Annotated in this window: 10 protein-coding genes; 2 read left to right on the top strand and 8 right to left on the bottom strand. The window is 65.4% G+C overall.

Going from position 1 to position 13,478, the window contains the following annotated elements:
- Nucleotides 1-177 precede the first annotated feature (177 nt).
- Nucleotides 178-1,674 (bottom strand): anthranilate synthase component I, encoded by a 1,497-nt coding sequence (gene trpE, locus IE125_RS00435; RefSeq protein WP_189443152.1) that lies wholly within the window; start codon nucleotides 1,672-1,674, stop codon nucleotides 178-180.
- A gap of 234 nt (nucleotides 1,675-1,908) precedes the next feature.
- Nucleotides 1,909-2,574, bottom strand: a complete 666-nt coding sequence (locus IE125_RS00430; protein WP_189442631.1) for a phosphoglycolate phosphatase — start codon at nucleotides 2,572-2,574, stop codon at nucleotides 1,909-1,911.
- A 453-nt stretch (nucleotides 2,575-3,027) separates the two neighbouring features.
- Here IE125_RS00430 and IE125_RS00425 point away from each other — a divergent pair, with 453 nt between their 5' ends.
- Complete coding sequence (locus IE125_RS00425) at nucleotides 3,028-4,326, top strand: NAD(P)/FAD-dependent oxidoreductase (protein ID WP_189442630.1); 1,299 nt, start codon at nucleotides 3,028-3,030, stop codon at nucleotides 4,324-4,326.
- A 55-nt stretch (nucleotides 4,327-4,381) separates the two neighbouring features.
- Entirely contained in the window at nucleotides 4,382-6,031 is a 1,650-nt protein-coding gene (locus tag IE125_RS00420; RefSeq protein ID WP_189442629.1) for a dihydroxyacetone kinase subunit DhaK, read from the top strand.
- 13 nt (nucleotides 6,032-6,044) lie between these two features.
- Here IE125_RS00420 and IE125_RS00415 read toward each other — a convergent pair whose 3' ends face one another.
- From IE125_RS00415 to IE125_RS00390, 6 genes are all read right to left on the bottom strand, one after another.
- Entirely contained in the window at nucleotides 6,045-8,351 is a 2,307-nt protein-coding gene (locus IE125_RS00415) for an ATP-dependent DNA helicase (RefSeq protein WP_189442628.1), read from the bottom strand.
- Entirely contained in the window at nucleotides 8,348-10,033 is a 1,686-nt protein-coding gene (locus IE125_RS00410) for a VRR-NUC domain-containing protein (RefSeq protein ID WP_189442627.1), read from the bottom strand. Before IE125_RS00410 ends, IE125_RS00415 begins: the two co-directional genes overlap by 4 nt.
- A 99-nt stretch (nucleotides 10,034-10,132) precedes the next feature.
- The gene (locus tag IE125_RS00405; RefSeq protein WP_189442626.1) at nucleotides 10,133-10,885 is read right to left on the bottom strand and encodes a ParA family protein; all 753 of its coding nucleotides are present in this window, start codon (nucleotides 10,883-10,885) and stop codon (nucleotides 10,133-10,135) included.
- Nucleotides 10,886-10,922: 37 nt separating this feature from the next.
- Nucleotides 10,923-11,273, bottom strand: coding sequence for a GIY-YIG nuclease family protein (locus IE125_RS00400; RefSeq protein ID WP_229808849.1), 351 nt, complete (start codon nucleotides 11,271-11,273; stop codon nucleotides 10,923-10,925).
- Nucleotides 11,274-11,278: 5 nt separating this feature from the next.
- The gene (gene rpe / locus IE125_RS00395; protein ID WP_189442624.1) at nucleotides 11,279-11,965 is read right to left on the bottom strand and encodes a ribulose-phosphate 3-epimerase; all 687 of its coding nucleotides are present in this window, start codon (nucleotides 11,963-11,965) and stop codon (nucleotides 11,279-11,281) included.
- Between the two features lie 165 nt (nucleotides 11,966-12,130).
- Nucleotides 12,131-13,477, bottom strand: coding sequence for a c-type cytochrome (locus IE125_RS00390; protein ID WP_229808848.1), 1,347 nt, complete (start codon nucleotides 13,475-13,477; stop codon nucleotides 12,131-12,133).
- Nucleotide 13,478: the final 1 nt, after the last annotated feature.

The raw sequence follows: 13,478 nt of genomic DNA, 5'->3' as shown, positions 1-13,478 counted from the left end.
TCGGCGGCCATGTCGAGAAGAGACGGGTCTGGGAAATTCGGGTCGCATACCGCCGATAAGAACCGACGGTGATGACCGAGTGATGACAGCCCGGCCATCTCGCCCGACAGGAGGTCAGGTTCATACCCCAGAGGGCGGCGGGAGAGCCGCCCGAGAACGTCTAGCGAGAAGAGGCGCTCAATTCAGATTGTCGAGCCCCTTCTCGGCCATCGCCACGGCACGGAACAGCGCCCGACGCTTGTTGAGCGTTTCGTGCCACTCGTCGTCCGGATTGGAGTCGGCGACGATGCCGCCGCCCGCCTGAACATGTAGCTCGCCGTCTTTCAATACGGCCGTGCGGATCGCGATCGCCATGTCCATGTTGCCATGCCAGGAGAGATAGCCGACCGCGCCTGAGTAGACACCGCGCTTGACGGGTTCCAGCTCGTCGATGATCTCCAGCGCGCGGATCTTCGGTGCGCCGGAGAGTGTGCCCGCCGGGAACGTGGCGCGCAGCACGTCCATCGCGGACATCCCCTCTTTCAGCTTGCCGGTGACGTTGGAGACGATGTGCATGACGTGGGAGTAGCGTTCGATCGCCATCTTGTCGGTCAACTCGACCGTGCCGGTCTGGCTGATGCGGCCGATATCGTTGCGCCCGAGGTCGATCAGCATCAGGTGCTCGGCAATCTCCTTGGGGTCGCCCAGCAGATCTTCCTCGAGTGCCTTGTCCTCCTCTGGCGTCGCCCCGCGATGGCGGGTGCCGGCAATCGGACGAACCGTCACCTCCTCGCCCTCCAGACGCGTCAGGATCTCCGGTGAGGAGCCGATGACATGATGATCGTCCAGATTGAGGAAGAACATGTACGGCGACGGATTGAGGCTGCGTAGCGCGCGATACAGATCGAGCGGCGGCGCCTGGTAAGGGATCGACATGCGTTGCGAAGGCACGCACTGCATGACGTCTCCGGCCAGCACGTACTCCTTGATCCTGGCCACCGCGTCCTTGTAGCCCTGCTCGCTGAAGCTGGCGTGGAAGTCGTCCTCGGCGACATCGGCACGACCGGTGCCGGGGCTCAGCGTGTTGAAGGTTGCGCTGCGCAGCTTGAGCTCAAGCACCTCGAGACGCTCGACGGCGTCGGCGTAGGCATCGGCCTGCTGCGGATCGGCATGCGTCCAGAGCTGCAGCCGGCCGGAAAGGTTGTCGAACACGACGAGATCGTCGCAGACCATCAGCAGGATATCCGGCACGCCGATCGGGTCCGGCTTCTCCGCCGCCAGCCTGGAGCGTAGACGCGGCTCGATATAGCGGATGGTGTCATAGCCGAAATAACCGACCAGCCCGCCGTCGAAGCGCGGCTGATCGTCGAGGATCGGCACCTTGAAGCGCGACTGGAACTGCTCGATCCAGGTCAGCGGATCCTCGACCTCGGCAGCGCCCTGCTGCTCGCCGTCGACGATGTGGCGCACGGTAAAACCACGAACCTCGATGCGCTCCCGGCATGGTAACCCGATGATCGAGTAGCGCCCCCACTTCTCGCCGCCCTGCACGGACTCGAGCAGAAAGGTCCAGGGCGCGTCGGCCAGTTTGAGATAGGTCGACAATGGCGTATCGAGATCCGCCAGTACGTCACGCGTGACGGGAATACGGTTGTAGCCGGCCTGAGCCAGCTCGGCAAAACGTTCAGGGGTCATCATGGTACCGGGCTCCGACGATCGAATTCAGCGAAAGGATTCACAACGGCTGAGGGTCACCATCGCCAGCGCTTGACGTGACGCATCAGGGCGCTGGGGCAAACAGGGCGTTGGCTATCCGGTCGCATGTCGGGCTCGGTCCAGAAACAGAAAAACGTGGGTGGGAAAAGCAACCGACGCCTTCGGCGTACAAGGCACGGTGAGGCTGTCGGTGACGAGGTGTCGGCAAAAACCCTAAACGAGTTCCTCGAGCGATTCAACAATGCCGTCAGGCCCGCTCTCGGCCACGGGTTCGCCGTGATTGTATCCGTACGGCACCGCCAGGGTGCGAAAGCCGGCCCGCTTGCCGGCTTCCACGTCGTGGCGGGAGTCACCCACCATCAGCGCGTTGGCCGGGGCGACGCCGAAATGTTCGGCCATGTGAAGTAGCGGCGCGGGATGCGGTTTCTTCTCCGGTAGCGAGTCGCCGCCCAGCGCCAGCTGAAAGAACGATGCCAGCGACAGCCCGCGGAGCAGCGGGTCGATGAATGCCGCTGGCTTGTTGGTGATCAGCGTGACGATGATGCCGCGCTCGTGAAGGCGCTCGAGTGCTTTCACGACCCCCGGATAGACTCGAGTCCGCGCGCACGGGTCCTGGCCATAAAAGTCCATGAACCGCGCGAGTGCCGCATCGGTCTCGGCTTCGGCCGGCTCGCGCAGGCATGCCCACTGCAGGGCGCGCTCGACCAGCTTGTGCGAACCATTGCCGACCCAGTCTCGGACCCGCGCCTCTCCGGCGGCGGGCAGCCCCCGCTCGGACAGCATCGCGTCGACCGCCGCCGCAAGATCCGGCACGGAATCGATCAGCGTGCCATCGAGATCGAAGGCGACGAGTTGGATATCCTCGAGCATCGGGTGCATCGGCCATTCCTTGAAAGAGTGAAAATATGCGCCAGCGTCCATTACCCACGACCGCGACGGCCAGCGCAACACGCGGATGCCAAGTCGACCTCATCGGCGTATCCTGAGGCACATTCTTTCGTCGAACCGACGGGTGCCCCACGACGTGATTGCGCCGGACTGTCACATTATAAGAGTACGCACACTACAAGTACGCACACTTTACCCGTACATCGCATGCCTCAGCGCTTCCGCCTCTTTCCTCGTGCGTGCGCTATCTTCTGTCGCGCCCTGTTTTGCATCCTGTGACGCGGCTGGTTCCCGAGCCGCACCTCGCGTCTGGCGCCCCGAAGGGTTAACACCGGTCTTGAGCGGCTTTCAGTCCCTGTTTCGGTTTCAGCCCCTGTTTCTTCGGTTCCGATCCCTATTTCGCTTTTCGTCTCTTTCCTTTCACGATATTCACGGGAGTTTTCCATGACCACCCCTCGCATCGTGGTCGTCGGCGGTGGCGCCGGCGGTCTCGAACTGGCCACCAAGCTGGGCCAGAAGCTCGGGAAGCGCGAGCGCGCCGATATCACCCTCGTCGATCGCAACTCGACCCATATCTGGAAGCCGCTGCTGCACGAAATCGCCACCGGTACCCTCGATTCCGGCCTGGACGAAGTCTCTTACCAGGGTCACGCCAAGCAGAACGGCTATCGTTTCCAGCGCGGTACGCTGAGCGGCATCGACCGCGACGCGCGCACGCTGACGCTGGAAGCGATTCATGACGACAAGGGCGCGGTCGTTCTGCCGGCCCGGGAGATCGACTACGACTACCTGATTCTCTCGGTGGGCAGCGTCTCCAACGACTTCGGCACGCCGGGGGTGGCCGATCATTGCCACTTCATCGACAGCCCGCAGCAGGCTGAAGCGTTCCGTCGCAACATGCTCAACACCTTTCTGCGCTACAGCGATCCCGAACATCGCATTCGTCCCAAGTTGACCGTGGGCCTGGTCGGCGCCGGGGCGACCGGGGTCGAACTCGCCGCCGAGCTGTTCGGTGCGTCGCAGATGCTGCACAGCTACGGCTTCACCTCGCTGGACAGCGGCAAGCTCGAGGTTCACCTGATCGAAGCCGCACCGCGCATTCTCCCCGCTCTGCCGGAGCGCATCAGCCGCGCCGTCCACGGCGAGCTCGAGCGGCTCGGGGTCAAGATCCACGTTGACACCCGCGTGACGGAAGCCAATGACAGCGGCTTCATCACCGCCGACGGCGAGCCGTTGGAAACCGATCTCAGCGTCTGGGCAGCCGGCATCCGCGCGCCGGCATTTCTCTCCGACCTGGGCATCGCGACGGAGCGCAATCACCAGATCAAGGTCAACCAGGATCTGACCAGCGTCGACGACGACCGCATTTTCGCCTTCGGCGACTGCGCCTCCTGCCCGCAGCCGGACGACAAGCGCGTGCCGCCGCGCGCCCAGGCCGCCCATCAGCAGGCAACGCACTGCTATCACAACCTGCGTGCCGCAATGGCCGGCAAGCCGCTCAAGCCGTTCGTCTATCACGACCGCGGTTCGCTGATCTCGCTGGCGCATTTCGAAGCCGTCGGCAATCTGATGGGCGGGTCATCGGCGCGCAGTCTATTCATCGAGGGGCGACTGGCGAAGCTGTTCTACGCTTCTCTCTACCGCATGCACCAGATGGCGATCTACGGCATCTTCAAGACCGCCATGACCGTTATCGTCGACGGTCTCAATCGCTACCTTCGCCCGAAGATGAAGCTGCACTGATCGCTCTCGAACGGTCAACGCCAGCGGAATACCATCCTGACAACGGGAGATGAACATGGATCGTTTCTACAACGCACCGGGCGCGGTGGTCGACGAAATACTGCAGGGCGTCGCCGCCAGTGCCCGACTGCGGGTCGCCGAACCGCAAAGCGGCCTGCGCATACTGATTCGCGCCGACTGGCAAAAGACCGAGCAGGGTCGGCGTCAGGTCGCGGTGCTCTCCGGCGGCGGCGCCGGTCACGAGCCCGCTCACGCAGGCTACGTCGGCGACGGCATGCTGACCGGTGCCATCTCCGGCAGCCTGTTCGCCTCCCCCAGCGTGGAAGCCGTGCTCGCCGCGATCCGCGAGGTTTGCGGCGAGGCCGGCTGTCTGCTGGTGGTCAAGAACTACACCGGTGATCGGCTCAACTTCGGACTCGCCGCCGAGCGCGCCCGCAGTGAGGGGCTCGATGTCGCGATGGTGATCGTCGCCGACGACGTCGCCATCGCCGACGCACCGCAGCCGCGCGGCATCGCCGGCACGCTGCTCGTGCACAAGCTGGCGGGCTATCTCGCGGCCCGCGAGACGCCACTTGCCGATATCCGAACGGCCGCCGAGTCGCTCTGCCAACGCATGGGTTCGCTCGGCATGGCGCTCAGCCCTGCCGCCCAGCCGGGTCAGGCTGCCGCCGACCGCGCGCCGGAGCTGGGTCTCGGTATCCATAACGAGACCGGCACGCGGGAAGTCGATCCACAGAGCGCCGACGAGGCCATGCAGATGGTGCTCGGCCCCTTACGCGACGCGCTGGCCGCACGTCAATGCGAAGGGCCGTGGATCGCGATGCTCAACGATCTGGGCAGCTGCTCGACCCAGGAGATGGGCGTGCTCGGCGCCGCGCTGCTGCACGAGCTCGGCGTCGAGCGTCTGTCGCATCTGATCGGCCCGGCCCCGCTGATGACCTCGCTCGACATGCACGGTTTTTCGGTCACGCTGGTGGCAGCCGACGAGACGATCGTCGCCGCGCTCGAAGCCCCCACCAGCGCCCCAGCGTGGCCCGGCCTGCGGGCGATCGCCAGACCGGAGACCTTTACGCCGGATACGCACCAGGACCACGAAGCGCTGGCGGAGAACGCGCCGCAGGACGCCGAGACGACCGCCAGGCTCGAGCGCATCGTCGCGGTCCTGCGCGAATCGCGTCAGGCGCTCGACGCGCTCGACGCCAAGAGCGGCGACGGCGATGCCGGCGCCAGCATGGAGAGCGGCGCCGACGCGATCGCCAAGGCCCTGAGCGCCAACCGGCTCAACACCCAAGCGCTGCCGTTGATGTTCGCCGGTATCGGCCAGTTGCTCTCGCGCGACATGGGCGGCTCCAGCGGTGTGCTGCTATCGATTCTCTTCACCACCGCCGGTGCGTCGCTCGACCAGCGTGGTGATCTCGTCGCGGCGCTCGCGTCAGGCGTCGAAAAGATGCAGGCCTACGGTGGCGCCAAACCGGGCGACCGCACCATGCTCGACGCGCTCATTCCCGCGATCGACGCGCTGAAGCGCGGCGATTCGCTGGCCCAGGCGGCGCAGGCCGCGCGCGACGGCGCCCAGGCCACCGCCACGCTGACCCGCGCCAACGCCGGTCGCTCCGCCTACGTGCCGGAAAGCGCGCTCAAGGGCGTGGTCGATCCCGGCGCCGAGGCGGTGGCCAGGGTGTTGGAGGCGCTGGCCAAAGACTGATCGCCGGATACCGCTATCCATCGAAGCGCGGCGTGGGCCACCAGCTCGGCAGCAGCGCCTGCGCTTCGCGACGAGCGAAACGGTCGTCGAGCAGGTGGATCACGCCCTCGTCGGTGCCGGAGCGGATCACGCGGCCGGCCGCCTGCACCACCTTCTGCATGCCGGGGAAGAAGTAGGCGTAGTCGTAGCCCCGCCCGTAGAGCGTCTGCAGTCGCGCACGCATCTGCTCGTTGACCGGGTTGACCTGCGCCAGGCCTAGCGTGGCGATGAAGGCCCCGATCAGGCGCTCGCCCGGCAGATCGATACCCTCGCCGAAGATGCCGCCGAGCACGGCGAATCCCACGCCCTCACCGTCCGACTCGAAGCGAGCCAGAAACGCTTCGCGGGCGCTGTCATCCATGCGTGAGGCCTGCCGCCACTGAGGCACCGCCGGAAAGCGCTCGGCGAGGCGATCAGCGACCTGTTCGAGATAGGCGAAACTCGAGAAGAACGCCAGGTAATTGCCGCGTCGGGCCTGGAACTGGCTGGCGATCCGCTCGGCCAGCGGCTCGAGAGAGGCGGCCCGATCGCGGTAGCGCGTCGACAGCCGCTGCGCGACATGAACCTCGAGCTGCGAGAGGTCAAACGGCGAGTCCAGCGCCAGCCAGGGGGCCTCGGCAGGCAAGCCAAGCAGGTCACGATAGTAGGCCTCGGGTTCCAGCGTGGCGGAGAAGAGCGTCCCGCCGTGCGCGGCGGCGAAGCGTGGCGCCAGGAACGGGGCTGGCACGACGTTGCGCAGCGTGAGCTGCGCGCCGGCATGGCGCTGGCGCCCGCGAGGTGGCTGGCGGGTCATGTCGAACAGCGAGTGATCGCCGAAGGTCTCGGCGATGCGGCAGAAGTGCTGGGCATCGAAGGCAAATCGCTGCAGCTCGCTCTCGAGCGCGATCGGCTGCTCGCTCTGATACTCGACGATGGCGGAGCACGCCTGCTGCAATGCGCCGATCAACTTGCCGGGCAAGGTCTGCATCACCCGATAGTCGTCGTTCTCGCCAAGCCCGCCCTCTTCGGCCAGCGCCTGCCATGCGCTTGCGACGCGCGACATCGGCCGCTTGAGCGGCGCCGGCAACGTCGGCTTGAGCCGTCGAAACGCCGCATGATCGAGCGTGGCGCTGTACATGCCGCGGCCGCGCTCGACGAGGTTGTGCGCCTCGTCCACCAGGACGCCGACCTGCCACTGCTGCTCCCGGGCGAGCGCAAAGAGCATCGCATGCATATCGAACCAGTAGTTGACGTCGCCGACTACCAGGTCCGTCCAGCGCGCCATCTCCTGGCCGAGATAGTAGGGGCACACCTCATGGGCCAGCGCAATCTCCCGCAGCGTTTCGCGGTCCAGCCAACCTCGCGTGGCGGCAGCCTGACGTGCGCCCGGCAGTCGATCGTAGAACCCGGCGGCCAGAGGGCAGGACTCGCCGTGACACGCCTTGTCCGGATGCTCACAGCTTCTGTCGCGGGAGGTCAAAACGAGGACGCGAAGCGGCAAGGCAGCCGCTTCTTCGGTACTCCCAGCCGGCCGCGCGCCGAAACGTTCGAGTGCATCCAGCGCCAGACGCTGCCCGGTATTGCGCGCGGTGAGAAACGCGATCTTGTCGAGCGGTTCACCCGGCATCGCCTTGAGCATGGGAAACAGCGTACCCAGTGTCTTGCCGATGCCGGTCGGCGCCTGCAGCATCAGCCAGCGCCGGGTGTGAATCGCCTTGTAGACCGACTCCGCCAGCGGCCGCTGGCCCTGGCGAAAGTCCGCGAAGGGAAACGAGAGCGCCCTGAGCGCCTCATCGCGCCGACGGCGATGCAGCAGCTCCTGCTGCGCCCAGGCGAGAAAGCCGTGGCACAGACTGTCGAAATGCTCTCTCAGTTCCGCAGCCGAACGATGCTCTTCGATCAGCGTCTCACGCTGGCTGACGATGTCGAGATAGACCAGCGCGACACTGATCTGATCCAGGCCGCGTTCGACACACAGCAGGTGCGCATAGACCCGCGCCTGGGCCCAGTGCAGCGCACGCTGGTTGGCGGGCTGGCGCGCCAGGTCGCCACGGTGCGTTTTCACCTCCTCGAGCCGATTGGCGCGCGTATCGAAGCCATCGGCGCGGCCTCGCACCTCGAGCTGGCGATAGTGGCCAGCGAGCGATATTTCGCTTTCGTAGCCCTCGCCACGCCGCTCGACGATCAGTTGGTGCCCGGCGATTCCCTCCAGCGCCGTCGGCGACGGCGTGAAGCGCAAGTCCAGATCACCGGCCTTGGCCGCGAACTCGCACAGCGCGCGAACGGCGATCCGATAGCTCATTCGGCGCCTCCGCCGGCGGCCTCTTCAGCCTGCCAGACGACGTAGCAGACGCTGATCGGCATGTCGTGCTCGGCGCAGAACTCGAGCCAGCGCTTCTGATTGTCCTGCAGGCGATCCCCCGGCCCTTTTACCTCGATCATGTGATATGCGTGTTCGGCCTCGTCCGCGCCGGGGCGAAACTGGATCAGGTCGGGCATGCCAGCGCGGTTGGCGCGAATATCGGTCAGGAGACGTTCGAACCAGAGGCGCAGGTGCCGTGCCGGTATGCAGGCCAGCGCGAGCTCCAGCAATGACTCGTCGAGCCCCTCCCAGAACACGAACGGTGACTGGATGCCGTGTTTCTCCCGATAACGGCGACGGATGACCTCGGCATGATCGCCCCGCTCCAGTGCTGCCAGGCAGGCATCGAAATGCGAGCACCTTCGGCTGCGAAAGTCCGGTTCGTGCAGGTCCACGGGGCCGACATGGAAGGGATGAAAGAACGCACCCGGCAGCGGCGCAAAGATCGCCTCCCAGCAGAGCAGCCCGAACAGGCCGTTGACGAGCACGTTCTCGACATAGCAGACCGGCGCATCGTCACGGGAAAGATGCTGCGCCACCGCTCGTTCAACGCTAGAGGCGCGCGGCAGCTCGAGATCGAGTCGCGCCGGCCCGTTGCCGGGTCGACGAGCGATGGCCGCGCCGCCCTGCTTGCGGCGCAGGCGCGGCAGGATTCGCGCCACCGCCTGGGCCTCGGCCGCGCTGGCCGGCGCCCGCGTGGCGGCTTCCGCCAGCGCCTGCGCCGCGGCATATCGCTCGAGTGACTCCAGCACGCGAATTCGCCGCAGCCGGGCGTCCGGCGCCGTACAGCGTTCGTAGAGCGCCAGGGCATGCAACAGCTCACCCAGGCGTTCGAGTCGATAGGCGACCCTGTAGATCAGACGCGCACGCCGCCGCTCCAGCCAGTCATTATCGAACGCCGACTCCGGCAACTCGGCGAGAATGACCGCCAGCGGCTCGTCCGCCTCGAAGCGCTCTCGCAGCTTGTGCAAGCGATGATAGGCCTCGAGCTCATCGCGACGGGAGAATGCGCGTGAGCGCTGGTCCAGCACGACGGTCTCGAACCGAAAGACGCCCAGTTCCGCGAGCACGAATTCCGACCACTGCTGGCGCAGATTGCCGAAAAACATCAGCCGGAAGCGCTCGCACATCGCGTCGACCGCGAGCCGAAAATGACGATCCTCGAGTTCCGGCAGCCAATCGGATAGCGGCCTGGGCGCTGGCGAGCAAGCCCCGAGTGCCTCGAGCCAGACGCCCTTGCCTGCCGCGCGGGGCACACCAGACTCGGCCAACCGATCGGCCAGGCCGGCAGCCAGCTCGGCTTTGGTCGTCAGCGCGAACAGCGCCTCGAGCGCCAGTGCGCTCCCCTCCTCGACCCAGCCGGCGTCGATCAAGGGGCCGACGGCGTCACCGGGTTCACCGATCTCGTCATAGCGCAGGCGAGATGCCCGGAAGTCGACGCCCTTACGCATGACCATGCGCACCAGCAGCGCCTGCGACGACTGCGGCAAGCCCTCGAAGCGAGCGATGAAATCCCGCTCATCGTCGCTCAGCAGATCGGCATAGCGCGCCGATAACCAGTCGAGAACGGTACGGAAATTGACGAGATAGTAGAAAGGATCATCGAGCGTCGGGAGCGCCATGGAGTCGAATCGCGAGCCGGAAATGACTGGCTAAGTATACAGCCCGCGCCAGAGCCTCGAAATGCTCTGCATCAAAGCCGGACGTCAGCCGGGCGTTGCTCAGCGATCGATCGCGAGCTCTGCCTTCAGTTCCGCCCAGAGCCGACGATAGGCCAGCGTGGCGGGGCTACGCGGCGCGAGATCGGCCAGGGGGCGACATTCCAGACTCATGCGCTCGACCACGCTGGCGTAGGGAATCCAGCTCGTCATGGGCGAGCCGATCGCCTCGGGGGGAGACTCGAGCCACTCGGCGTGAAGATTGCGACGCCGGTCGACGAGGTTGAAGAACGGAGAAAGCCGCTCACGCTGGCGCTTCTTGAGATCGAGATGCTCGATCATTCGCGAAAAAGCCTGCACCGACAACGGACTCGGGATGGTCGGCACCAGAATGCGATCGGCCGCGCGGATCAACTGATCAGCAAGCGTGGAGAGACCCGGCGGGCAGTCCAGAATCAGCAGCGCATACTCTTCGCCGAAAGGCGCGATCAGCCGCTTGAGATGCTTATCGCCATTCGCCTTGTCGTTCAGCAATCGATCGAGTTCACGCAGCCGAATGTCGGCGGGCAGTAGATCGAAGCGCTCCCACGGCGTGCGCTGCACCTGCTCGCCCAGCGGCGATTTGCCGGCAAGCAGCTTGGAGATCTTTTTACCGAGGCCGCTCTCGCCACCGAGAATCCAGGTCGAGGCACCCTGCGCATCCAGATCCCACAGCAGCACGGGAAGCCCATCGCGGTGGGCTTCCCGTGCCAGGTTGACCGCGGCCGACGTCTTGCCGACGCCGCCCTTGAGATTGTGCAGTGCAACGACCTTCATGTGATTGAAATCTCTGAGAAGTCAGTTGCTGCCCAGTTTACGCGGTGGGCTCCGGAGTGAGCGTGACAGTTTCATGACAATCGGCTGGCCGCCCCGCCAGCCAGCGCCGCTTCTCCTCGGCCCGCAGCCGCTTGATGCTCGCTTCGAGCCTCAGTGCATCACCGTGACTGCCCACGCGCTCGGCATGGCGAAGCGTCAGCGGACCGCGGCCTCGCAGCGCTCTGGCCCCGCGGCCGGTCCGATGCTGCGCCAGCCGTCGCTCGACGTCGGTCGTGATCCCCGTGTAGAGCGCACCGCGAGCCGTCTCGATCACGTAGAGATACCAGACACGCGGCACCTCGTCCGGGCCGATCGCGGCATCGTTGGCGACGGCGCCATCATCGGACACGCCAATCATGCCTCGGCCAGCGCGCTGCGCATGCGTCCGAGAATGCCATCATAGCGGTTGGCGTCCTCGAGATTGCGCGCCTTGAAGATCGACGAGCCGGAAACGAAAGTGTCCGCGCCGGCCGCGGCGATCTCGGCGATATTGTCGGCGCTGACGCCGCCGTCGACCTCGAGGCGGATGGGCCGCCCGCTGGCGTCGATACGCCGGCGCGCCTCGCGCAGCTTGTCCAGCGCCGCCGGAATGAACGACTGCCCGCCGAACCCGGGGTTGACACTCATGATCAGGATCATGTCGATCTTGTCCATGACGTAATCGAGGTACGCAAGCGACGTGGCCGGGTTGAACACCAGCCCGGCCTTGCAACCACGGCTCTTGATCAGCTGCAGCGAGCGGTCGATATGCTGGCTGGCTTCCGGGTGGAAGGTGACGTAGTCGGCCCCGGCGTCGATGAAGTCGCCGATCAACTGATCGACCGGCGTCACCATCAGGTGGCAATCGATTGGCGCGCTGACGCCGTGCTTGCGCAGCGCCTCGCAGACCATCGGTCCGATGGTCAGATTGGGCACGTAGTGATTATCCATGACGTCGAAATGGATCATGTCGGCGCCGGACGCGAGAACGTCGTCCACTTCCTGACCGAGACAGGCAAAGTTGGCGGAGAGAATCGAGGGGGCAATCTTGTAGTCACGCATGACAACGAATCCTTGTGAGGAACACCAGCATGAGGTTCATTCTAACGTAGACGTTCAGCCGGTGCGGTTCACACAGTAAAACGCCCCGCCGGTCGAGCCGGCGAGGCGCTGAGCGACAACGATTTTCCTGACTGAAGATTCGATACGGAAGCTTCAGTGCACCCTTCAGTCCTGAAAATCCGGCTTGCTGCTCTCCTTCTGCTCGGGCAGGTTATCACGCACGTGAGCGACCTGATCCGCGGTCACCTTGTCGCCGTGATTGCCCCAGGCTCCGCGCACGAAGGTCGCCAGCTGTGCCGCCTCCTCGTCGGAAAGCCGCCAGCCGAAGTCCGGCATCGCCAGCGCTTCCGGCTTCTTCGGCGTGGAGGGCAGTCGGGCGCCAGCGAGAATCACATGGAGCATACCCGACGGATCATCCGCATTGACCAGCGAGTTGCCGACCAGCGACGGGAACACCTGAGGCGCGCCCTTGCCGCTGGCGAAGTGACAGGCAGCACAGTTGTCCAGATAGAGCCTGGCCCCCGGTTTACCGTCGACATCGGCGGCGGTGAGCATCTGCTCGGTCTGATCCGGCGTCGTCTGACTCTGCTTCGCCTCGCTCTCTTCTGCGGCCGGCTGCAGCGATTTGAGGTAGGCGGCTATCGCCTGCAGATCGTCATCGGTCAGATGCGAGGTGCTGTTGGCGATGACCGAGGTCATCTCGCCGGTCACGGCGCTGTGGGCATTGCGGCCCGTCGCCAGATACTCGGCGATATCGTTGGCGCTCCAGCCCTGCAGCCCATCGCTACCTTCACCGCTGCCGCGCAGGTTCGGCGCCCACCAGTCGCCAAGCGCCGCGCCGCTGAGATAGGCGTCATCGCTACCGTCGAGGGCTGTCTCCTGATAGGCGAAGCCGCGTGGCGTGTGGCAGCTACCGCAGTGGCCGAGCCCTTCGACCAGATAGGCGCCTCGCGCGACCTCATCGCTCTGGCCCTGCTCGGGTTCGAACGCGTCGGCGTCGGCAAACACCCAGTTCCACAGGCTGATACCCCAGCGCTGATTGAACGGAAAGCTCAGGTCGCTTTCCGGCGCCTTCTCGGACACCGGCTCGACGCCGTTCATGAAGTAGGCGTAGAGCGCGTCGATGTCCTCGTCGGTCAACTTCGCATAGGAGGGGTACGGCATCGCCGGGTAGAGATTGGCGCCGTCGGCGCGTTTGCCTTCGCGCAGCGCCGCGGCGAACTGATCCCGCGTGTAGTTACCGATGCCGGCGTCCGGGTCGGGTGTGATGTTGGTCGAGATGATGGCCCCGAACGGGCTATCGATCTTGAGCCCGCCGGCGAACGGCTTGCCATCAGGCGCCGTATGGCAGGCGACGCAATCTCCCGCGCGGGCGAGATACGCGCCACGCTGCTCTGCCGTCTGCGCCGGGGCGTTCGAGTCGGCGCTTTGCGAATTTGCCGCCATCGCGGCGCCTGTCGCACCCAGCAAGCCACAGCCGAGGAGCGCATGAAACCAGATTCGATGGGTCATG

It is taken from the genome of Salinicola rhizosphaerae (assembly GCF_014652715.1).
GTDB lineage: Bacteria > Pseudomonadota > Gammaproteobacteria > Pseudomonadales > Halomonadaceae > Salinicola > Salinicola rhizosphaerae.
Note: the sequence above shows the minus strand (reverse complement) of the source record. Positions and strands in the feature narration are given on the sequence as shown.

Coding starts and splice junctions, on each gene's coding strand:
- IE125_RS00405 (WP_189442626.1), bottom strand. CDS start 10,885: ATGAAGGTCGTTGCACTGCACAATCTCAAGGGCGGCGTCGGCAAGACG.
- IE125_RS00425 (WP_189442630.1), top strand. CDS start 3,028: ATGACCACCCCTCGCATCGTGGTCGTCGGCGGTGGCGCCGGCGGTCTC.
- IE125_RS00430 (WP_189442631.1), bottom strand. CDS start 2,574: ATGCACCCGATGCTCGAGGATATCCAACTCGTCGCCTTCGATCTCGAT.
- IE125_RS00415 (WP_189442628.1), bottom strand. CDS start 8,351: ATGAGCTATCGGATCGCCGTTCGCGCGCTGTGCGAGTTCGCGGCCAAG.
- IE125_RS00420 (WP_189442629.1), top strand. CDS start 4,382: ATGGATCGTTTCTACAACGCACCGGGCGCGGTGGTCGACGAAATACTG.
- IE125_RS00390 (WP_229808848.1), bottom strand. CDS start 13,477: ATGACCCATCGAATCTGGTTTCATGCGCTCCTCGGCTGTGGCTTGCTG.
- trpE (WP_189443152.1), bottom strand. CDS start 1,674: ATGACCCCTGAACGTTTTGCCGAGCTGGCTCAGGCCGGCTACAACCGT.
- rpe (WP_189442624.1), bottom strand. CDS start 11,965: ATGCGTGACTACAAGATTGCCCCCTCGATTCTCTCCGCCAACTTTGCC.
- IE125_RS00410 (WP_189442627.1), bottom strand. CDS start 10,033: ATGGCGCTCCCGACGCTCGATGATCCTTTCTACTATCTCGTCAATTTC.